At 57.2% G+C, this 21,417-nt stretch carries 17 protein-coding genes; 16 read left to right on the top strand and 1 reads right to left on the bottom strand.

Annotated elements, in window-relative coordinates; genetic code table 11:
* Window positions 1-2 precede the first annotated feature (2 nt).
* From GA830_RS02560 to phoB, 16 genes are all read left to right on the top strand, one after another.
* Window positions 3-1,625: an AMP-binding protein gene (locus GA830_RS02560; protein ID WP_195163562.1), complete on the top strand. Its 1,623-nt coding sequence runs from the start codon at window positions 3-5 to the stop codon at window positions 1,623-1,625.
* A complete protein-coding gene (kynU, locus tag GA830_RS02555) occupies window positions 1,625-2,818 on the top strand; it encodes a kynureninase (RefSeq protein ID WP_195163561.1) in 1,194 nt (397 codons plus the stop codon). The genes GA830_RS02560 and kynU overlap by 1 nt, the downstream gene beginning before the upstream one ends.
* Before the next feature lie 38 nt (window positions 2,819-2,856).
* The gene (gene kynA / locus GA830_RS02550) at window positions 2,857-3,648 is read left to right on the top strand and encodes a tryptophan 2,3-dioxygenase (protein ID WP_195164728.1); all 792 of its coding nucleotides are present in this window, start codon (window positions 2,857-2,859) and stop codon (window positions 3,646-3,648) included.
* A 66-nt stretch (window positions 3,649-3,714) separates the two neighbouring features.
* Entirely contained in the window at window positions 3,715-4,854 is a 1,140-nt protein-coding gene (locus tag GA830_RS02545; protein WP_195163560.1) for an ABC transporter substrate-binding protein, read from the top strand.
* 114 nt (window positions 4,855-4,968) lie between these two features.
* Window positions 4,969-5,889: a branched-chain amino acid ABC transporter permease gene (locus GA830_RS02540; protein WP_195163559.1), complete on the top strand. Its 921-nt coding sequence runs from the start codon at window positions 4,969-4,971 to the stop codon at window positions 5,887-5,889.
* A complete protein-coding gene (locus GA830_RS02535) occupies window positions 5,886-6,875 on the top strand; it encodes a branched-chain amino acid ABC transporter permease (RefSeq protein ID WP_258045534.1) in 990 nt (329 codons plus the stop codon). Before GA830_RS02540 ends, GA830_RS02535 begins: the two co-directional genes overlap by 4 nt.
* The gene (locus GA830_RS02530) at window positions 6,868-7,617 is read left to right on the top strand and encodes an ABC transporter ATP-binding protein (RefSeq protein ID WP_195163558.1); all 750 of its coding nucleotides are present in this window, start codon (window positions 6,868-6,870) and stop codon (window positions 7,615-7,617) included. Before GA830_RS02535 ends, GA830_RS02530 begins: the two co-directional genes overlap by 8 nt.
* Window positions 7,618-8,301: an ABC transporter ATP-binding protein gene (locus tag GA830_RS02525; RefSeq protein WP_195163557.1), complete on the top strand. Its 684-nt coding sequence runs from the start codon at window positions 7,618-7,620 to the stop codon at window positions 8,299-8,301.
* A gap of 32 nt (window positions 8,302-8,333) precedes the next feature.
* A complete protein-coding gene (locus GA830_RS02520; protein WP_195163556.1) occupies window positions 8,334-8,741 on the top strand; it encodes a RidA family protein in 408 nt (135 codons plus the stop codon).
* 333 nt (window positions 8,742-9,074) lie between these two features.
* Window positions 9,075-13,598: a PAS domain-containing hybrid sensor histidine kinase/response regulator gene (locus tag GA830_RS02515; RefSeq protein WP_258045533.1), complete on the top strand. Its 4,524-nt coding sequence runs from the start codon at window positions 9,075-9,077 to the stop codon at window positions 13,596-13,598.
* 252 nt (window positions 13,599-13,850) lie between these two features.
* Window positions 13,851-14,879: a substrate-binding domain-containing protein gene (locus GA830_RS02510; RefSeq protein ID WP_195163555.1), complete on the top strand. Its 1,029-nt coding sequence runs from the start codon at window positions 13,851-13,853 to the stop codon at window positions 14,877-14,879.
* A gap of 90 nt (window positions 14,880-14,969) precedes the next feature.
* The gene (pstC, locus tag GA830_RS02505; protein WP_195163554.1) at window positions 14,970-16,436 is read left to right on the top strand and encodes a phosphate ABC transporter permease subunit PstC; all 1,467 of its coding nucleotides are present in this window, start codon (window positions 14,970-14,972) and stop codon (window positions 16,434-16,436) included.
* Window positions 16,433-17,749: a phosphate ABC transporter permease PstA gene (gene pstA / locus GA830_RS02500; RefSeq protein WP_195163553.1), complete on the top strand. Its 1,317-nt coding sequence runs from the start codon at window positions 16,433-16,435 to the stop codon at window positions 17,747-17,749. Before pstC ends, pstA begins: the two co-directional genes overlap by 4 nt.
* Before the next feature lie 21 nt (window positions 17,750-17,770).
* Entirely contained in the window at window positions 17,771-18,595 is an 825-nt protein-coding gene (gene pstB, locus GA830_RS02495; RefSeq protein WP_195163552.1) for a phosphate ABC transporter ATP-binding protein PstB, read from the top strand.
* Window positions 18,596-18,632: 37 nt separating this feature from the next.
* Window positions 18,633-19,337 carry a phosphate signaling complex protein PhoU gene (gene phoU, locus GA830_RS02490; protein ID WP_195164725.1) on the top strand — a complete coding sequence of 235 codons (705 nt, stop codon included), beginning with the start codon at window positions 18,633-18,635 and terminating at the stop codon, window positions 19,335-19,337.
* A 22-nt stretch (window positions 19,338-19,359) separates the two neighbouring features.
* On the top strand, window positions 19,360-20,049 hold the full coding sequence (gene phoB / locus GA830_RS02485) for a phosphate regulon transcriptional regulator PhoB (protein WP_195163551.1): 690 nt from the start codon (window positions 19,360-19,362) through the stop codon (window positions 20,047-20,049).
* 75 nt (window positions 20,050-20,124) lie between these two features.
* Here phoB and GA830_RS02480 read toward each other — a convergent pair whose 3' ends face one another.
* Entirely contained in the window at window positions 20,125-21,363 is a 1,239-nt protein-coding gene (locus GA830_RS02480) for an ROK family protein (RefSeq protein WP_195163550.1), read from the bottom strand.
* Window positions 21,364-21,417 lie beyond the last annotated feature (54 nt).

Genomic DNA, 21,417 nt, shown 5'->3' with positions numbered 1-21,417 from the left:
GGATGCTTGGACCGTCGGGTCATGTGGATACATTTGCGCGGGACAACCTTCCGCCGCCGGAACAGTGGCCGGAATTTCTGCTCGATGGATTTGATTATCCTGAGTATCTGAATGCTGGTGTTGAGCTGACCGATCGTCTGGTCGAACAGGGCTATGGTGATAACACCGCTCTGATCGGCAATGGTCGCCGCCGCACCTACAAGGAATTGTCTGACTGGACCAACCGGCTGGCACATGCGCTTGTCGAGAATTTTGGTGTTCAGCCCGGTGATCGGGTGCTGATCCGTTCAGCCAATAATCCAGCGATGGTGGCGTGCTGGCTTGCTGCCACGAAGGCCGGTGCTGTTGTGGTCAACACCATGCCGATGCTGCGCGCTGGCGAGCTTTCAAAGATTATAGACAAGGCCGAGATCAAGCTCGCGCTATGCGATACGCGCATCAAGGATGAACTGATCGCGGCGGCAAAAGACAGCCGGTTTCTCCAGCAGGTGATCGGGTTTGACGGAACGGCCAATCATGATGCCGAACTTGATCGCGTTGCGCTCGATAAATCTGTGCGATTTGAAGCGGTAAAAACGGGTCGCGATGATGTCGCGTTGCTGGGCTTTACATCGGGCACCACGGGCGTGCCCAAAGCGACGATGCATTTCCACCGTGATCTTCTGATCATCGCCGATGGCTATGCCAGGGAAGTGTTGCAGGTAACCTCTGACGATGTGTTTGTGGGGTCGCCACCCCTGGCCTTTACGTTCGGACTTGGCGGGCTGGCAATTTTTCCATTGCGGTTTGGTGCGGCTGCAACGCTGCTCGAAAACGCGACCCCGCCCAATATGGTGGAGATTATCGAGACCTATAGAGCGACCATCAGCTTTACCGCGCCAACGGCCTATCGTGCGATGATGGCCGCAATGGATGAAGGGGCGGATCTCTCGTCCTTGCGTATCGCTGTTTCTGCCGGCGAAACATTGCCTGCGCCGGTGTTCGAACAATGGACAGCCAAGACCGGCAAGCCGATCCTTGATGGGATTGGTGCGACAGAAATGCTTCATATCTTCATTTCCAACCGGCTTTCAGATCGTGCGCCAGGTTGCACCGGAAAACCCGTTGGCGGGTATGAGGGCAAGATCGTCGATGATGAGATGCGTGAAATGCCGCGCGGGGAGATTGGCCGGCTTGCAGTGCGCGGGCCAACCGGATGCCGGTATATGGCCGATGAGCGCCAACTGGATTATGTGCGCGATGGTTGGAATTTGACCGGCGATTCCTTCTTCCAGGATGAGGAAGGAGGGTTCCATTTTGCGGCTCGCTCGGACGATATGATTGTGTCTGCGGGATATAATATCGCTGGACCCGAAGTAGAGGCAGCGCTGCTCTCTCACACCGATGTGCAGGAATGTGCTGTCATCGGTGCATCGGACCCTGAGCGTGGCGAGATCGTTGAAGCATATGTGGTTCTGGTGGAAAATGTGGCTGGGGACGATCTTTGCCGCAAACGCCTTCAAGACCATGTGAAGGCGACGATTGCGCCTTATAAATATCCGCGTTCCGTCAAGTTCGTGGATGCACTGCCAAAAACCCAGACTGGCAAGATACAGAGGTTCCGCCTGCGCGCGGAGAATGCTTGATGACCGATTTTAACAAAACCCGCTCCCAGTTCCATATGCCTGAGGGGGTAGTCTATCTGGATGGCAATTCGCTTGGGCCTCTTCCTGTCTCGGCCAAAGCACGCGTTTCTGCGATGATTGCAGATGAGTGGGGCGAGATGCTGATCAAGGGCTGGAATGGCGCTGGATGGATGAAGCAGCCGCGCAGCGTTGGCGACCGTATTGCGCGCTTGATCGGCGCGGAAAAGGACACGGTAGTCATGGGGGACACGCTGTCGCTCAAGGTGCATCAGGCTTTGGCATCGGCGCTGGAACTGAAGCCCGCACGCCGGGTCGTTCTTTCCGATAATGGCAATTTTCCTTCCGATTTGTATATCGCGCAGGGCCTGCTCAAATCGCTCGACCGGGGCTATGTGCTCAAAGTCGTTGATCCTGAAGAGGTTGAAGACGCGATCGACGATCAGGTTGCTGTTTTAATGCTGACCGAGGTGGATTACCGCACCGGGCGCCTGCACGACATGAAGGCGCTGACAGCTAAGGCACATGCAAAAGGTGCGATCACCGTTTGGGATCTGGCCCATTCGGCCGGAGCGCTGCCTGTCGATCTGGCAGGGGCGGGAGCAGATTTCGCGGTGGGCTGTACATATAAATATCTGAATGGTGGCCCCGGCTCGCCAGCCTTCATCTATGTCGCTCCCCAACATCTTGAGACAACGCGCCCGACATTGTCAGGCTGGCTTGGGCATGAAGCGCCTTTCGAGTTTGATCTGGAATACCGCCCTGGTGCTGGTATCGACCGGATGCGGGTTGGCACACCTCCGATCATCGCATTGGCTGCGCTGGATGCAGCCCTTGATGCATGGGATGGCGTGGAGATGGAAGATGTACGCAAACGCTCCATGGAGCTGACCGATCTTTTCATCGCCGAGATAGAGAAGCGTTGCCCGTCGCTGGTTTTGAATTCACCACGCGATGCCATGAAACGCGGCAGCCAGGTCTCATTCCGGCACGCTCAGGGCTATGCCATCATGCAGGCGCTGATTGCACGTGGTGTGATTGGGGATTTTCGCGCACCGGATTCCATACGCTTTGGTTTCACACCGCTCTACATTGGCGAGGCGGAAGTCATGGCAGCAGTGGCCATGATCGAGAAAGTGTTGAATGAACGGCTCTGGGATGCACCCGCCTATTTGAAAAAGGCAGAAGTGACGTGACAGACGCACCCTACAATCCGGCCAAGGAAGGCGCGCAGATGTCGTTTGATGGACGCATGTCCTATGGCGATTATCTTCAGCTGGAGAAAGTGCTGGATGCGCAGGCGCCGCTTTCTACCGCACATGATGAGATGCTGTTCATCATCCAGCATCAAACTTCTGAGCTATGGATGAAACTTGCTCTGCACGAAATGCGCTCTGCTAGTCAGGCACTGCGAGAAGACAGGCTGCAACCTGCCTTCAAAATGCTGAGCCGGGTTGCACGTATCTTCGAGCAGTTGAATAGCGCGTGGGACGTGCTGCGAACAATGACGCCCAGCGAATATACGGACTTTCGCGATAGCCTTGGACAGTCGTCCGGCTTCCAGTCGTACCAGTACCGCGCTGTCGAGTTCCTGGCAGGAAACCGCAATGAAGCTATGCTGAAACCGCACGCACATCTCCCAGAAACCTTGGCAAAGCTGGATGCCATTCTTGATGCACCGAGCCTTTATGACGAGGCTATTCTTCTTCTCTCGCGACGTGGTTTTGAAACGGGCCCATCACGTGAAGCCTGGCGCACGCAACGCGCCTATAGCGACGCTGTCTGCGAGGTCTGGAAATCCATTTATCAGCAACCGGAGAGATACTGGGAACTGTACGAACTGGCAGAGAAGCTGGTTGATTTTGAGGATTACTTCCGGCGTTGGAGGTTCAACCACGTGACGACTGTAGAGCGCATCATCGGTTTGAAGCGCGGCACGGGCGGCACTGGCGGCGTCTCATATCTGCGACGGATGCTGGAGGTGGAACTGTTTCCTGAGCTCTGGAGATTAAGGACTGAGCTTTAAGGAGAGACGTGGCGCGTAAATGCAGCCATGGTGGATAATAACGTAGCAACTGGGAGGAGTAAAAATATGAAAAAGATGATTGCAGCGAGCCTTATGAGCCTTGCACTTGGTGTGAGCTCTCAGGCATTTGCCGAACCTGTCAAGGTTGGCATGATCACGACACTTTCAGGTGGGGGTGCTGGTCTTGGTATCGACCAGAGAGATGGCTTTGAGCTGGCGCTCAAACTGTCGGGCAGCAAGGATGTCGAACTCGTCATCGAAGACGATTCTATGAAGCCTGAAATTGCCGTTCAGATTGCTGACAAGATGATCCAGAGCGACAAGGTGGATGTTCTCACCGGTATCATCTGGTCAAACCTTGCAATGGCTGTTGTTCCAAACGCTGTTGCGCAGGGCAAATTCTATCTATCGCCAAATGCTGGCCCGTCGCCGCTGGCGGGTGCAAAATGTGACAAGAACTATTTCAACGTTGCCTATCAGAATGACAATTTCCATGAAGCCATGGGCAGCTATGCCGAGCAGCAGGGCATCAAAAAGATGTTCATTCTGGCGCCTAATTATCCAGCAGGCACGGATTCCCTGAAAGGCTTCAAGCGCTTCTACAAGGGTGAACTGCTCGGTGAAGTGTACACCAAGCTCGGCCAGACCGACTATGCGGTTGAAATCGCACAGATCCGCGATTCTGGTGCAGATTCAGTATTCTTCTTCTTGCCGGGCGGCATGGGTATCTCGTTTGTGAAGCAGTACGCCCAGTCTGGCGTGGACCTGCCGCTGATGGGACCGGGCTTCTCGTTCAGCCAGGATGTTCTCGGCGCTATCGGGGACGCAGCAATTGGTGCGAAGAACTCGGCCTCATGGTCAAAGGATCTCGATAATGAAACGAACAAGGTGTTCGTGGAAGAGTTCCAGAAGGCGTATAATCGCCTGCCATCCATCTATGCTGCGCAGGGCTTTGATACAGCCAACCTCATTGTTTCAGCAGCAGCCAAGGCTGATGTGAAGGACGCGGATGCATTTCGTGCGGCGTTAAAAGCTGCCGATTTCAAATCGGTGCGCGGCAAGTTCAAGTTCAACACGAACAACCATCCAATTCAGGATCTGTACGTGCGTGAGGTTGTGAAGGAAGGTGATGTGTTGACCAACAAGATTGTTGGAACGGCATTCACTGACCATGAAGATGCCTATGCCAGCGAGTGCAAGATGTAATCTGAAACCGGGAATTTCGGTTTATTCACTCCAGATATGGTGACGCGTTTATGCGTTGCCATATCTGGCTCATCATCTGACCGGCCATATCGGTCCAAACCTGGCGATGCAGATTTGTCTTCCGCGCTTATCATTGAACAACTGCTCAACGGCATTCAGTTCGGGGTGATGCTGTTTCTCATGGCAGCCGGGCTGACACTTATTTTCGGTGTCATGGGCCTGATCAATCTGGCGCATGGATCGTTCTATATGATCGGCGCTTTCGCCTGTGCTGCAGCTGCTGCTGCCACCGGCTCATTCTGGGTGGGGCTGGTTGCCAGCCTTGCTGCCGCAGCTTCTGCGGGAGCAATCGTAGAATTGCTGGTCATTCGAAGATTGTATAATCGCGATCATCTCGATCAGGTTCTCGCTACTTTCGCGCTGATATTGATCTTCTCCGAAGGCACGCGGTGGGTATTTGGCTCATTTCCGCTCTATCTCGATATTCCGCCGGCACTTTCAGGCGCGGTCGCGCTGCCGGGCGGGGCGCATTACCAGCTTTACCGGCTGGCCATTATTGGTGTCGGAATTGCGGTTGCGGTTGGGTTGTATCTTCTGATTTCAAAGACCCGGCTTGGAATGCGCATTCGGGCAGGCCAGACCGACCGTGAGATGATCGCGGCGCTTGGGATAGATATTCGCACGCTCTATACGGTTGTTTTTGCGCTCGGTGCTTCGCTTGCCGGGCTTGCCGGCGCGATGGTTGGTGCGCTGCAGTCGGTTCAGGTGGGCATGGGTGAGCCCGTACTCATTCTCGCCTTCGTCGTGATCGTGATCGGTGGTATCGGGTCGATCAAAGGTGCGCTGGTTGGTGCGCTCCTTGTTGGCATGACGGATACTTTGGGCAAACTGTTCCTGCCCAAGATTTTTGCTCTGGTGCTTGGTCCATCACAGGGGGCCACTGTCGGCGCGGCGTTGGCATCCATGCTTATTTATGTGGTGATGGCGCTGGTTCTGGCGGTGCGGCCGCAGGGCCTTTTTGCGGCGGGCAAATGATGACCAATAATCGCGAAACATACACCAATTTCGGTATCGCATTCTTGTTGCTCGCGCTGCCCTTCATTGCGCTGGCAATGGATGAGCCGTTTTACGTGACGCTGGCGACGCGCATGGCCATTCTGGCGCTTGCGGCGGTTGGGCTTAATGTTGCTTTGGGGCTGGGTGGCCTAGTCTCATTCGGCCATGCTGCCTTCTTTGGAATCGGCGGTTATGCCGCTGCCATTCTATCAACCCACGCGCTCAACATGGAGCCGCTTTTAACGTGGCCCATTGTCATAAACGGCTCGGAATCCATGCTTGTAGCGTGGGGCTTGGGTGCGGTGGTTGCGGGCGTCGTTGCAGCCGCAATAGGTGCAATCAGCCTGCGCACATCCGGCGTCTACTTCATCATGATCACGCTGGCATTTGCGCAGATGGTCTATTATTTCGGCATCTCATGGCCCGCTTATGGAGGGGATGATGGTCTGTCCATTCCAATCCGTGGAAGTTTCCCCGGCCTCAACACGCTTCTACCGCTGTCGTTCTTTCTCGTCTGCTACGGTCTCCTTCTGGCCGTGATCATTCTGGTCGGCGTGCTGGCCAGTTCTCGTTTCGGCACCGCCCTTCAGGCAGCCCGCCAGAATGAAACGCGGGTCGCGGCTGTGGGGATAGGTGTGTTCCGTGTGCGGCTGGTGGCGTTCATCATATCGGCCATGATCACTGCCTTGGCGGGGGCTTTGTTTGCTGATCTCAATCGCTTCGCCAGCCCTTCGATGATGTCTTGGCAAATGTCGGGCGAATTGATCGTTCTCATCATTCTTGGCGGAACTGGCCGGCTTTTTGGGCCTGTCGCTGGGGCGATGGTTTTTGTGCTGATTGAGTCTGTTCTCGGGGGGCTGACAGAACGCTGGCAATTCTTTCTCGGGCTCATCCTGCTTGGCGTCGTCCTTTTCGCGCGTGGCGGCATTGTTGGGCTGATTGCCGGGAGGGCGCGCCATGACTGAGATCGTGCTCAATGTGGCTCATTTGCGCAAAAGCTTCGGCGCGCTGAAGGCCACAGATGATGTGAGCCTTGATTTGCGGGCAGGCGAAATCCATGCGTTGATCGGGCCCAATGGGGCCGGCAAATCCACGCTGATCCATCAGATATCTGGAACATTTCCACCGGATTCGGGCACGATCCACTTTCGCGGTGAAGAGGTGAGCCAGTTGAACATGGCTGCACGGGCCAGAAGAGGGCTTGGGCGCTCGTTCCAGATTTCGTCATTGGCGCCGGAGTTTTCTGCATTGCGCAATGTTATGCTGGCTGTGCAGGCCAAGCAGGGAAGCAGCTTCCGCTTCTTTCGCAGTGTGACCAATGATCCAACTTTGCGTGAACCGGCGATGGCTGCACTTGAGCGGGTTGGGTTGGCTGAGCGCGCGGATGTGCGTGCAGCTGAGTTATCGCATGGTGAGCGCCGCAAGCTTGAAATTGCAACAGCATTGGCGATGGGGCCGCAAGTCTTCCTGCTCGACGAACCGATGGCCGGCATGGACCCAGAGGGGGCGAAAGACCTTACGGCGGTTCTCGACGGGTTGCGGGCTGAAGCTCCTATCTTGCTGGTCGAGCACGATATGAATGCGGTGTTTGCCTTGGCGGACCGTATTTCCGTGCTTGTGTATGGCCAGGTAATTGCCAGCGGAACGGTGGATGATATTCGCAGCAACGCTGATGTGCGGCGCGCCTATCTCGGCGAGGAGGGCTAGATGCTGCTGGAAATCGAAGGTCTGGAAACATTTTACGGCGCCTCGCAAGCCCTGTTCGGCGTTGACCTCCATGTGGCTTCTGGCGAAGTTGTAGCCCTGATGGGCCGCAATGGCATGGGCAAGACAACCACGATCAGCTCCATGATCGGCATGGTGCGTGCGCGCAAGGGCTCGGTGCGGTTTGATGGACGGTCCATCTCACTCTTGCCTTCACACAAGATCGCCCGTCTGGGGATTGGTCTGGTGCCGGAAGGCCGGCGCTGCTTTCCCAACCTTACGGTTCGGGAGAACATGATCGCTGCAGCGCGCTCGGGGCGATGGGATCTGGATGCTGTTGTGGCGCTTTTCCCGCGTCTGGGGGAGCGCATTGGACAATATGCCAATTCGCTTTCGGGCGGAGAGCAGCAGATGCTTGCGATAGGTCGCGCATTGATGACCAACCCGAAACTGCTCGTGCTGGACGAGGCGACTGAGGGGCTGGCGCCCGTGATCCGGCATGACATCTGGCACGTCATTCGCACGTTAAAGAACGAAGGCCAATCCATTCTGGTTGTCGACAAGACGCTGTCAGAGCTTTTGCCGGTAGCAGACCGTGCCGTCATACTGGAAAAAGGAACGACCGTCTGGAACGGTCCTCCCACAAATCTGACTTTGGACGTGCAAGACCGGTATCTCGGCGTCTGATGCGAAAACGACAAGATTGAATGGAGATCAAGATGACCCAACCTCAGCACGAGGTGCTTCATCCCGCAAACTGGAAAGCTGCAAGAGGCTATTCCAACGGGATAGCGGCCACGGGCCGCACTATCTATATGGGCGGACAGATTGGCTGGAATGCCGATCAAATCTTCGAGACCGATGATTTTGTCGAGCAGACACGCCAGACCCTCGCCAATATTGTCGCCATATTGGCGGAGGCCGGTGGCAGGCCGGAGCATATCGTTCGCCTCACCTGGTTCGTGACCAGCAAACAGGAGTATCTGGCGCGCCTGCGCGATCTCGGTGCAGCCTATAAGAGCGTAATGGGAAAACACTATCCGACCATGAGCGCGGTTCAGGTGGTTTCTCTTATGGAAGATGCCGCCAAGGTGGAGATAGAAGCCACAGCGGTAATCCCGGAGTGATTTCTGCGGCTAGAGATCATGTATTTGCTGATAGGCGTTCTCCGTTCGCACCGATGGCCCAGATTTGAGGTCGCGCTTAGGAGAGTTTTGGTCTCGCCGCAGCAAATAGTGGTGGATATGCGCCGGGCAACCGAGCGGATTTTTCTCGGGGGTAGACAAGACCCGGACGGTCCCGGATGGCGTGCGGTGAGAGCATTACTGAGCTTTGGCGCCGCGAGCCCGATATATCGAAATGTTTCCTTATGGTTAGCGGATCGTTAACGCATTTTCGGCAATCTCGGATTGTAACGGTGCCAGGCAGGGGGATTGCCTGGGCGTTGGAGGTGCGCGAGAATGACAGGCAACATCGCCGATGGGATCGACAGCCCATACGAGGCCCGGTTCGAGGGTGCCGCTTCCTGTGGCGCACGTACGCTGCCTATGGCTCAGTTGCTTGAACTAACTAGAGCTTCCTCCGACTGGATCTGGGAAACGGACAGCGAACTGAGATTTTCCTGGTTGTCGGAGAACTATGAAGCGATGACCGGTATAGCGCCGGCAAAGGTTCTTGGGCGCTATCGCTTTGATTTTCTGAAAGGTTCAGCACACGCCGACGATACCGCCATCACGCACCTGGCCGATCTGGAGGCGCGTCGGCAGTTTCGTGATTTCGTGTTCCAGGTCTCCGAGGCACGGCCGGAGTGCCGTTGGGTGTCGATCTCAGGCTATCCGATGTTTGACGAAAACGGCGACTTTATTGGCTACAGGGGAGCTGGCCGCAATGTGACGGCATTGATGAGCTCGCTTGCGAAAGCCCAAGAGCGTGAGTTGGCCAAGCCAAAGCTGGTCAAGCCGATTGGTGAAACCGATGCAGAGCGTCTGATCGGCGCGCTCAACGCGATGGAAGACGCTTTCTGCTATTACGACAGCGACGACCGGCTGGTGCTTTTCAATGCTGCGATGGTCGAGATGTATCGCGGCATGGAAGACGTTGTGAAGCCCGGGGTCCTCTATAGCGAACTGATCGAAACGGGCATCGCGCGTGGAATCTGGAATGTCAGCGATTCCAGCTTTGCAGACTGGCAGCAAAATCTTGTCAACAAGCGCCGGGTACAGATGCAGGCGCAGTCAACACTCAAATTTGCTGATGGCCGTACGATCATGCATCGCGAGATGCGCACCGATGATGGTGGGTCGATTGGCATCTGCACCGACATTTCTGAACTGACTTCGCGCGAGGCAGATCTTGCCCATGCCAATGCGGGCAGCGGGCAATTGCGTTCGGATCTGGCGCGCGTGCTCGATTCGTTGCCGACCGGGGTTGTGCTGGTCGATGCCGATTTGGACGCCGAGATTATCAACCAGGCATTCTACGACATCTGGAAGGTGACACCCGAGGAAGTTGCGGTCGGTGCGCCATTCCGGGCGCTGATGGACGTCAACCGCCACAATGGCGTCTACGATGTGAAAGACGAGCAGTGGGAGGATTATGTCCATTCACGGCTTGATGAAATCCGCACTGGCGACATTGCCCCGCGCGAATTTCAACGCGCTGATGGCTGCACCATGGTCTATTCGGTTACTGCCCTTTCAGATGGCAAGCGGCTGGTCTCCTATTTCGACATTACCGAGATGAAGGAGCGCGAAGCGCGCATCGCGGATGCGCTTGAACGCTCACAACTGGCAGAAGCGGTGATCAACGGGGTCAACGACCCCATCTTCGTTAAGGATAGCGAACTCAATTTCGTGTTCGTCAATGAGGCGTTTGCAGCGCTCTTTGATGTGAGGCCCGAGCTTATGCTTGGGCGCAAGGGCGGGGACTATCTGAAGGCTGGTGAGGCCGCTGGCTTCGAACAAACGGAACGGGAGGTATTGGAAACCGGTAAGCCATACGAAGTCGAGGAGAACTTTGCGTTCTCAGGGATCGGCCATTCGCGTATTGTACGCAAGAACAAGGTAGCCATGCCGAGCGGCAAGGACTATGTCGCCTGCTTCATTTTCGACATCACCGAAATGAAGCAACGCGAGGTTGCCGCTGACGAAGCGCATGACAGGCTTGCTGTGGTGCTGGAATCACTTCCGGCCGGCGTCATCATCTATGACCGCGACGACAATTTCCTGCTTGCCAACCGTCAGCTGCAGAGCTCGCTCCCAGGTATGGAACCAGTGTGGGTGGTCGGCTGCCCGTTCCGCGAGGCCGTCCAGCGTGCGCATGAACTGGGCTATTTCCGTCAAAGCGGCGTGCCCGAGATTGACACGCTCTACGATGTCGATCCCGCAGCTTGGGTGGAGCGCTACATGCTCCAACACCACGCCGCCGGTGCTACCTATGAACGCCGCAACCCGGACGGACGCTGGTTCCAGGTGTACGACACGCGGACCGCGGATGGTTCTTTCGTGGGCGTACGCGTCGATATTTCCGAACTGAAAGAACGCGAGCAGGCACTGCGCGAGACGATGCGCCAAATTGATCTCTATCGCCACGTTCTGGATGAACTGCCGGTCGCCGCCAACATCAAGGACAAGGAGCTGCGGATCGAATACGTCAACAAGACGTGGTGCGCGTTTACGGGGATCTCCAAGGAAGAAGCTTTCGGAAAGCGCGATGGCGAGCTTTTTGGAACGAGCGATACGGCAGGCTTTACTTCTGCCGACACAGTGGTGGGCACTAATGGTCACGCCATCGAGATCGAGGAGGCGCTTGCCCATCGCGACGGCAGCATGCGCCAGTTGATGACGCGTAAGGGTCGTTTGGTGGCCAATGACGGGTCAGTGCATGTTTTTGGTACCAGCACCGACATTACCGATATCAAGATCAGGGAAAGCGAACTCACCCAGAGCCTGACTGAGAACGAACTCTTCCGCAGCCTTATCGATAATGTTCCCGTGGCAATCTACGCCAAGCACAAGGATCTGCGTCTGTTCTACGTCAACAAAGGCTGGTGCGACCTGACAGGACTTTCCAAGGAAGAGGCGGTCGGACGCACTGACGGCGATATTTTCGGCGATGACGGCAAGGCGTTCATGGAAGGCGACCTTGCCGTTCTACGCTCTGGGGCGCGCCTGGAGCTGGAAGAGACTGTCATCAGTCCTGATGGGACCAGCCGCTTTCAGATGGCGCGCAAGAGCGTCATGGAAGCATCAGACGGAAGCCAATATCTGATCGGCTCTACCACCGACATTACCGAACTCAAGCTGCGTGAGCAGGAACTGCTCAGCGCCCAGCAGCGTGCTGTTTTGGCGGACCGTGCCAAGTCCGAATTCCTGGCCAATATGAGCCATGAAATTCGAACACCGATGAACGGGGTACTTGGCATGGCAGAGCTTCTGGCGAAATCAAATCTCGACAGCAAACAGCGCACGTTCACCGACATCATCGTCAAATCGGGCAATGCTCTGTTGACGATCATCAATGATATTCTCGACTTCTCCAAAATCGATGCAGGCCAGATGGTGCTAGACCCGGCGCCGTTTAATCTGGGCGAGGCGATCGAGGATGTCGCGACACTTTTGTCGACGCGGGCCAAGGAAAAGGATCTCGAGCTTGTTGTCCGGGTGCAGCCGCATCTGCCGCAACTGCATGTCGGCGATGTCGGGCGCATACGGCAGATCGTTACCAACCTCGTCGGCAACGCCGTGAAGTTCACTGACTCCGGCCATGTGCTGGTGAATGTGGACGGAGATATTGGCGACGGCGAAACCAAGCTGACGGTCAGCGTCAAGGATACTGGCATCGGCATTCCGACCGACAAGCTCGGTCACGTGTTCGAAAAGTTCAGTCAGGTGGATGCATCGTCGACCCGGCGTCATGAAGGCACAGGCCTTGGCCTTGCCATTACGTCGAGGCTGGTTGCGCTGATGGATGGCAAGATCGGCGTCGACAGCGCCGAGGGCGCAGGGTCGACTTTCTGGTTCACAGTCAATCTGCCTCATGCCGAGGTGCAGACAAGCCGCAAGGTCACGCCGCATGACGTGACCGGTTCGCGTATCCTCATTATAGATGACAATGCGGTCAACCGGGCGATCCTTACCGAACAAATGCTGTCGTGGACATTTGATTCCTGTGCAGTGGAAAGTGGGTCGGAGGGGATCAGCGTACTAAAGGCAGCAGCGCAATTCGGGCTACCGGTCGAGTGCGTAGTCCTTGATTATCAGATGCCGGGGATGAGTGGCACCGAAGTTGCCCGTCTCATACGGGAGACACCTGGTATCGCGGATACGCCGATTGTATTGCTGACTTCGGTCGATCAGTCGCTCTCCAACCTCAATTACCGAGATCTCGGGATCGATGCCCAGCTTACCAAGCCGGCGCGGTCCTCCATCCTGCTTGAAACGCTGGTGTCGACCCTGCAGCGCCACCGAGGCGATGAGCCATTTGCAGAAAGCGCGGAACCGAGAGAGGTGGTGACGCCACCGTCGCTGACGCCAGTTTCACTTCCCCGACCGGCAGAAATCGAAGCCGTGCCCCGGCCAATCTCGGATGGCAGTCTCGATATCCTTGTCGCCGAGGATAACGAGGTGAACCAGATGGTGTTCACACAAATCCTTTGTGAAACCGAACTCAGTTTCGAGATCGTCGCCAATGGACGGCTGGCGGTCGAGGCCTTTAAGGCTAAAAAGCCGCGGATGATCCTGATGGATGTTTCCATGCCGGAAATGAACGGTCTGGAAGCGACAGGCCAGATCAGATCCCTCGAAAACGGCGATGGCCGGGTGCCTATCATCGGGGTAACCGCGCATGCGCTGAAGGGCGATCGCGAGCGCTGCATCGAGGCGGGCATGGATGACTACCTTCCCAAGCCCATCAGTCCACGGGCACTGCTGGAAAAGGTTGAGCGCTGGGCCAATGCACAGAGCGACGCCGCCCGCAGCGCGTGATCGACGCAGGAATCGTGAATAATCGTCCTTCGCCACGTTGGCGTCGTCGTTTTCCCATCAGTCTGCCAACGTCATGATTCCACGGGATGAATGCGCACAGCTCGCGGAGCGGAACCCACGCAGCCTGACACGGCCACGCAATCCTTAATCGAGCCGACACAAATGCGTCATCGAACTGTTACATACGACCGTTATGGCCACTGCGGACGCACAAAAAGGCGTCGCTAGATACTTTCCGGACAGGAGTAGGCCATGCAGAAAATTCTTCTCACGACGTCGGTTGCGGCGCTCGCCCTCACCGCGTCGGTCGGCTTCGCAGCCGCACGCGACCAGATCCAGGTTGCCGGTTCGTCGACCGTTCTTCCCTATGCCAAGATCGTTGCCGAGCAGTTCGGCGAGACCTTCAAGAACTTTAAGACCCCAGTAGTCGAGTCCGGTGGTTCGGGTGCCGGCATCAAGGAATTCTGCAAGGGTGTTGGCGAAGATACCATCGACATTGCCAACTCCTCGCGCAAGATCAAGGAAGACGAAGTGAAGTCGTGCGTTGAGGCCGGCGTCAAGGAAATCGAAGAAATCAAGATTGGCTACGACGGCATCGTGTTCGCCACCGATATCAAGGGTGACGACTGGGCGCTTGAGCCAAAGGACATCTACCTAGCGCTCGCAGCCAAGGTAGTAAAGGACGGCCAGATGGTCGACAATCCATACTCCAAGTGGAGCGAAGTGAACGACAAGTTGCCAGCTTGGGACATCGCTGCCTACATTCCGGGTGAAAAGCACGGCACCCGCGAAGTGTTCGAAGTGAAGCTGATGGAAGAAGGCTGCGACAAGGACGCCATCAAGGCTTCTGGCATCGAAGACAAGAAAGAAATCGAAAAGGCCTGCATTGCCGTTCGCAAGGACGGCAAGGCTGTCGACATCGATGGCGATTACACCGAGACGCTGTCGCGCATTGACAGCAACAAGACCGGCGTTGGCGTGTTCGGTCTGGCATTCTACGAAAACAACGCCGACAAGCTGAAGGTTGCGACGGTTGGTGGGATTGCACCTTCGACCGAGACAATCGCCAGCGGTGAGTATCCAGTATCGCGCCCGCTCTACTTCTACGTCAAGAAGGCGCATCTGGGCGTTGTTCCTGGCCTGAAGGAATATGTTGAGTTCTTCCTCGACGACCAGATGGTCGGCCCGGAAAGCCCGCTCGCCGAGTATGGCCTGGTGGCAGCTCCCGATGCCGAGCGCGATGCTCAGCGTGCAGCGTTCGCTGACGGGAAGACCATGTAATCATCTCAGCCTGGATGGGTGCGGGTAAGTCCCGCGCCCATCCATTGCGCCGTCCTACCGGCGGTTGCCAAAATTCTGAGGGGTGGGTTCATGTCGTCTACGCTCGTACTAGCCATAGTCTTTGCCATCGGTCTGGTCGCGTTCTTCGTTGGCCGGCAGCGCGCGGGCACATACGATAAGAACAAGGTGAAGCCGCATTCGCGGGCGCACTATCACGGCTGGTGGGCGTTTCTCCTCGCCGTGCTGCCTGCATTGTTTTTCTTCGCCGTGTGGACCATCGGCGATTCTGTTTATATGGACCGCCACATTCATTCGGCGCTGCCCGAGCGGACCGCCGAAAGCAGGGTCTCGAGCGAGGCGCTCGCGGCCAGCCTGGTGCGCAGTCTGGCGCGCGGTATCGAGCGTCTCGATCCTGAGACAGCGCAGTCGATGCCAACGACATTTGCCGAGCTGCAGCCCCTGCTGGCAGCCAAGGGCGTGGCCCTGGCGTCCGACACACAGGACTACATGATCCCGATTGCCGTCGAAGCCAATTCGCGTGAAAAATGGATCGGGATTACGGGTGCGATTCTTACTTTCATACTTGCGATTGCTGGCGCGCTCTACGCGCTAAGTCGCATCGCGCCTCGCTCCCGGGCACGCAACAATGTTGAAAACGTCATGCTCTGGGCGCTGCTTGCGGCTTCGACAATCGCCATTTTGACGACAGTCGGCATCGTGATGTCCATGCTGTTCCAGACGATCAGCTTCTTTGGCAGCGTTTCGCCGATGAACTTCTTCTTCGGCACGGTCTGGGATCCACGCTTTTCGGCGGCTGGCTCAGGCGGTAGCGAGGGTCAGTTTGGTCTCATCCCGCTGCTTGCCGGGACGATGTACATTGCGCTGGTTGCACTGCTTGTTGCTGTACCGGTCGGGTTGATGTCGGCAGTGTACATGGCTGAATATGCGGCGCCCAAGGTGCGCGCCGTGGTCAAGCCGGCGCTGGAGTTGCTGGCTGGTATCCCCACCATTGTGTACGGGATTTTCGCAGTGGTGACGCTTGGACCCTTCCTGCGCGATCTCAGCGCAGTGCTTGCTGGCGGCAATCCATTCATCCAGGGACAAAGCATCCTGACCGCCGGTCTGGTGATGGGCATCATGCTGATCCCGGTCGTGTCGTCGCTCTCCGACGACATCATTACGGCAGTGCCAAGGGCGATGCGGGACGGATCGCTCGGGTTGGGTGCAACGCGCTCGGAAACCATCAAGCGGGTGATTCTGCCAGCGGCACTTCCCGGCATTGTAGGCGCCATTCTGCTGACGGCTTCACGCGCTATCGGCGAGACCATGATCGTGGTGCTGGCTGCCGGTGTGGCAGCGCGGCTCACCATCAATCCGTTCGAGGCAATGACCACCATTACCGTGAAGATCGTCAATCAGCTGACAGGCGATCTCGAGTTCAATTCGCCCCAGACCCTGGTGGCATTTGCGCTCGGCATCACTCTGTTCTTTCTAACGCTGGTGATGAATATCGGCGCGCTCTACATCGTGCGCAAATATCGGGAGCAGTACGAATGACCGACATTTCGATGAATTCGATCACGCCGGTAGCGACGCCAAAGCGCCGTGATATTGGCCTGAAAGGCCGCTACGCTTCCGAACGTCGATTCCGCATCTATGGGATGCTGGCGATCTCGGTCGGCCTGGCTTTTCTGGCCATCATGTTGGTGACCATTGTCTCCAAGGGCTACACGGCGTTCTGGCAAACGACGGTGACGCTGCCCGTCACCTTTGATGAAAAGGTCATCGATCCGGGCAACAAGCGCGAGACCGACCCGAATGTGCTGGTGCGGGCAAACTATCCAAAGCTTGCCGAAAACGCGCTGATCGAAAAGCTTGGTATCGACCCAGCCAATAAGCCACTGGTGCGCGAGCTCAAGGGTTTCCTGTCCGACGGATCACGGGTGCAACTGCGCCAGATCCTGGAGAGCGATCCTTCGGTGCTGGGACAGACACGTAATGTGGAGATTCTTGTCGCCGCCAATCTGGACTCTGCCTTCAAGGGCCAGATCGATCTTGATGTCGACGAGAGCCGCCGCAAGGTTTCGGACCAGCAGGTCGAATGGATGAACAAGCTTCGTGCAGAAGGTACGATGGCGGAGCATTTCAACAAGGGCCTGTTCACTTTCGGGGCATCGAGCCGGCCGGAAACCTCAGGCATGGGCGTCGCCATCATCGGCTCCTTCTATATGATGATCATCGTCCTTATTCTGGCGTTACCGATTGGTGTTGCAGCATCTATCTATCTGGAAGAGTTCGCCAAGAAGAACCGGCTGACTGACCTGATCGAGGTGAACATCAATAATCTGGCTGCGGTGCCGTCGATTGTGTACGGCCTGCTCGGGCTTGCGGTGTTCATCAACTTCTTTGGCATGCCGCGCTCGGCCTCCTTTGTCGGTGGCCTGGTGCTGACCCTGATGACGCTGCCTACCATCATCATCGCCACGCGCGCGGCGTTAGCGGCAGTGCCGCCATCGATCCGCTCGGCGGCGCTCGGACTTGGTGCATCGAAGATGCAAATGGTGTTCCAGCACATTCTGCCGCTCGCCGCACCCGGCATCCTGACCGGCACCATCATCGGGCTGGCACGTGCGCTGGGTGAGACCGCGCCGCTGCTTTTGATCGGCATGGTGGCTTTCGTTGCCGATTATCCCGCAACGCCGTTTGATCCTGCAACAGCATTGCCGGTGCAGATCTACATGTGGGCCAATGAGGCGGAGCGCGCCTTCGTGGAACGCCTGTCTGGCGCTATCATCATTCTTCTCATGTTTCTCATGGCCATGAACATCACCGCTATTGTTTTGCGGCGGCGGTTCGAGCGGCGCTGGTAGTCTGGTAAAAGGAATCCCGTCATGAATATCCTGACCGAACAGTCTCTCGAAACCGCAGTAGGCAAGTCCATGAATTCCAAAGCCAACGAGATCATCAAGATGCGCGGCCAAAAGGTCGACGTGTTTTACGGCGACAAGCAGGCCCTGTTCGGTGTGGACCTTGACGTGCGGCAAAACCAGGTCACAGCGCTAATCGGACCATCCGGCTGCGGCAAGTCCACCTTTCTGCGCTGCCTTAACCGGATGAACGACACCATTGATTCAGCGCGGGTCGCCGGCAAGATCACTCTCGACGATGAAGACATCTACGATTCCAAGATCGACGTGGTGGAGTTGCGTGCCCGTGTCGGCATGGTGTTCCAGAAGCCGAACCCGTTTCCAAAATCGATCTATGAAAACGTGGCCTATGGTCCGCGCATTCATGGTCTTGCCAAGACCAAGGCCGAGATGGACATCATCGTGGAGTCCAGCCTGCAGAAGGCAGCGATCTGGAATGAGGTAAAAGACCGCCTGCAGGAGCCGGGCACCGGCCTGTCCGGAGGCCAGCAGCAGCGCCTGTGCATTGCGCGCGCGATTGCAGTGAGCCCTGAAGTTATCCTGATGGACGAACCATGTTCGGCGCTTGATCCGATCGCCACAGCCAAGGTCGAGGAGTTGATCGATGAGTTGCGCGAGAATTATACGATCGTGATCGTCACCCACTCGATGCAGCAGGCGGCACGTGTGTCGCAGCGCACGGCAATGTTCCACATCGGCTATCTGGTCGAGGAGGGCGCGACGGAAAAAATGTTTACCAGCCCCGATGACAAGCGCACCCAGGACTACATCACCGGCCGGTTCGGCTAAGTCGACCAGCCCGCCAACCGATGACGAGGAGAACATGATGCGCGAACACACAGTGGCGTCGTTTGACGAAGAACTCGAAAACATCGACCGACTGATCCGCGATATGGGCGACCATGCGGGAAAGATGGTTCAATCGGCGACGCTGTCGTTACTGAGCACTGACAATGGTATGGCACAGCGGGTGATCTCCGACGATGCAATCATGGACGCCATGCAGCGTGAACTTGATGACAGCGCCATCACGCTGATCGCCAAGCGCCAGCCGATGGCGCAGGATCTGCGGGCGGTTCTCGGAGCAATCCGCATGGCCTCGGACCTCGAGCGGATCGGTGATCTCGCCAAGAATGTCGCCAAACGGGTCGGTGCGGTGGGCAAGGGCGTACCGCGCTCGCTGACGCATTCGATAGATTCGATGGCAAAAATGGTATTGCAGCAGGTGTTAAGTGTGGTCGACCGCTATGTCGCACGTGACGCTGAAGGCCTGAAGCCGATCCGGGCCGAGGACGAGAAGATTGACATCCAGTACACCTCGGTGTTCCGCGAACTGCTTACTTATATGATGGAAGACCCTCGCAATATCACCGCGTGCACGCATCTCCTTTTTTGCGCCAAGAACCTCGAGCGTATCGGCGATCATGTTACCAACATTGCCGAGAACGCGTATTATGTGATGACGGGCACCCAGTTGCCGCCGCATCGTCCGAAGCTGGACGAGACGTCGATGACGGTGGTTGCTGAATAACGTTCACAGGAACAGCCCGCATATGATTGCGCCGAAGATCATGGTCGTGGAGGACGAGGAGCCCCTCGGTGTGCTCCTGCGCTACAACCTCGAAGCCGAAGGATATCAGGTCGAGGTCGTCACCCGCGGTGACGAGGCGGAAATCCGGTTGCAGGAGAATGTTCCTGATCTGCTGGTGCTCGACTGGATGGTGCCCGCCGTATCGGGCATTGAGCTGTGCCGGCGCTTGAGGATGCGGCCTGAGACCGAGCGGCTGCCGATCATCATGCTCACCGCGCGCGGTGAAGAGAGCGACAGGGTGCGCGGGCTTTCAACCGGCGCTGACGACTACCTTGTCAAACCCTTCTCGACGCCGGAGTTTATCGCCCGCGTGCGTGCGTTGCTGCGTCGAGCCAAGCCGGAGGTGCTTTCCAGCGTGCTCAAGGTCGGCGACATCGTGCTCGACCGTGAATCGCACCGGGTATACCGCAAGAAGAGCGAGATTCGGCTTGGGCCGACCGAGTTCCGACTGCTCGAATTCATGATGCAGCATCCTGGCCGCGTTTTCTCGCGCAGCCAGTTGCTCGACAATGTCTGGGGTGAGACGATTTATATCGACGAGCGCACAGTCGACGTCCATGTCGGCCGGCTGCGTAAGGCGGTCAACAATGGCCGTATGCCGGATGTTATCCGCACCATCCGTGGCGCCGGCTACGCTATCCGCGAGGCATAATTTTCTGGAGAGGTTCTGAGCCCCAGACCTCTCCAGCTTTTTGCGTGTCCAACGCTTTTGGCCAGCGCACCTCTGTCACTCTCGCGAACCCTCGGCTGACTTCTGGTCAAGGCCCGGCGCGAAAATGTTCTGGTCGACGAATGTCAGAGCCCGCATCGCGCAACCTTCCCGAATAAGCGGCATCTCGTCGGGCTCGGTGTCGAACGAGATGGCTTTTGAGTGCTGGCCGCCGGCGGTGCGCGCGAGTGCTTCTCGGAGTGCGGGTTCAACAAGATCGAAAGCCAGCGCACCATGGCCAACAATAGCCACAGGCGCCGGATCGATCAGAGCAAACAGGCTGCCAAGCCCAAACCCAAGTGCTTCCCCGGCGCGGCGAAAGGCTTCGCGTTCGGCTCCGCCGCCGGCCCGGGCACGAGCGGCCAGCGCAATCATGTCGCTGTCTTTGATGTCGACCGGCAGTTCGTCTTCGCTTTGTTCGCAGGCTTTTCGCCAGATCGCATAATTGCCGGCATAGGCCTCGACGCAGCCGCGTCTGCCGCAGCGGCACAGAGCGCCATCCGGGCGGTGGACGAGATGGCCGAATTCGCCGCCGGAACTTTGCGTGCCGGTGAACAACTCGCCTTTCAACACCATACCCATGCCGATGCCATGCGACAGCAGGATCGCGATAAAGTCGTCGCGGTAGCGCTCGGGCTTGTGCCAGCGCAGGGCGACCGCGATCATGTTGCAGTCGTTCTCAACAGTTGCTGGGATGCCAAAGGCATCTTCAAGAATATCTGCGAAGGCGATACCGCTATGCGGGGTGATCGGCGACCATAGCATGGCGCGCGCGGCCGCATCGGTGGTACCTTGCACCGCAAGGGCAATGCGCGCAGCAGGCTTCACGCCGAATGGTCGTCCCGCAATCAGCCGCTGCACCATCGCCACCATATCGGCCACAAGGTCGGAACGCGACAGGGTCAGCGTCGGCAACCGTCGGGTCTCCTGCGCGATCACCTCGCCCGAATAATCAATTAGCGAGGCCGATAGCGCGTTCAGCGACAGCACTAAGGCAATCACCGAGGCGGCGTCGGGAGATAGCCCCAGCGCCACCTGCGGGCGGCCACGCCGTATCGTGCGCGGGTCGCTGGCCTTGGTCTCTATCAGTATCCCTTCGTCGATGAGATCAGCCGAAATTGCAGAAATTGTTGAATGGCTAAGGCCGGTTGCTGCGGCGATCTCGGTGCGCGACGGGGTGCGTTGCCGGCGAACGGACGCCATCACCATTGCCCGGTTGCGGCGCCGCAGATCGTCGTGACGGATTGCGACCGTCATGTTCCGGTATCCCTCCCATGTGTGTTGTCTCGGCTCTTCCACGCATTGTGGCAT

Source organism: Mesorhizobium sp. NBSH29 (genome assembly GCF_015500055.1).
Taxonomy (GTDB): Bacteria; Pseudomonadota; Alphaproteobacteria; order Rhizobiales; family Rhizobiaceae; genus Neomesorhizobium.
Note: the sequence above shows the minus strand (reverse complement) of the source record. Positions and strands in the feature narration are given on the sequence as shown.

Excerpts from the sequence above, each read along its gene's own strand:
- GA830_RS02560 (WP_195163562.1), top strand. The coding sequence starts at position 3 with ATGCTTGGACCGTCGGGTCATGTGGATACATTTGCGCGGGACAACCTT.
- kynU (WP_195163561.1), top strand. The coding sequence starts at position 1,625 with ATGACCGATTTTAACAAAACCCGCTCCCAGTTCCATATGCCTGAGGGG.
- kynA (WP_195164728.1), top strand. The coding sequence starts at position 2,857 with ATGTCGTTTGATGGACGCATGTCCTATGGCGATTATCTTCAGCTGGAG.
- GA830_RS02545 (WP_195163560.1), top strand. The coding sequence starts at position 3,715 with ATGAAAAAGATGATTGCAGCGAGCCTTATGAGCCTTGCACTTGGTGTG.
- GA830_RS02535 (WP_258045534.1), top strand. The coding sequence starts at position 5,886 with ATGATGACCAATAATCGCGAAACATACACCAATTTCGGTATCGCATTC.
- GA830_RS02530 (WP_195163558.1), top strand. The coding sequence starts at position 6,868 with ATGACTGAGATCGTGCTCAATGTGGCTCATTTGCGCAAAAGCTTCGGC.
- GA830_RS02525 (WP_195163557.1), top strand. The coding sequence starts at position 7,618 with ATGCTGCTGGAAATCGAAGGTCTGGAAACATTTTACGGCGCCTCGCAA.
- GA830_RS02520 (WP_195163556.1), top strand. The coding sequence starts at position 8,334 with ATGACCCAACCTCAGCACGAGGTGCTTCATCCCGCAAACTGGAAAGCT.
- GA830_RS02515 (WP_258045533.1), top strand. The coding sequence starts at position 9,075 with ATGACAGGCAACATCGCCGATGGGATCGACAGCCCATACGAGGCCCGG.
- GA830_RS02510 (WP_195163555.1), top strand. The coding sequence starts at position 13,851 with ATGCAGAAAATTCTTCTCACGACGTCGGTTGCGGCGCTCGCCCTCACC.
- pstC (WP_195163554.1), top strand. The coding sequence starts at position 14,970 with ATGTCGTCTACGCTCGTACTAGCCATAGTCTTTGCCATCGGTCTGGTC.
- pstA (WP_195163553.1), top strand. The coding sequence starts at position 16,433 with ATGACCGACATTTCGATGAATTCGATCACGCCGGTAGCGACGCCAAAG.
- pstB (WP_195163552.1), top strand. The coding sequence starts at position 17,771 with ATGAATATCCTGACCGAACAGTCTCTCGAAACCGCAGTAGGCAAGTCC.
- phoU (WP_195164725.1), top strand. The coding sequence starts at position 18,633 with ATGCGCGAACACACAGTGGCGTCGTTTGACGAAGAACTCGAAAACATC.
- phoB (WP_195163551.1), top strand. The coding sequence starts at position 19,360 with ATGATTGCGCCGAAGATCATGGTCGTGGAGGACGAGGAGCCCCTCGGT.
- GA830_RS02480 (WP_195163550.1), bottom strand. The coding sequence starts at position 21,363 with ATGACGGTCGCAATCCGTCACGACGATCTGCGGCGCCGCAACCGGGCA.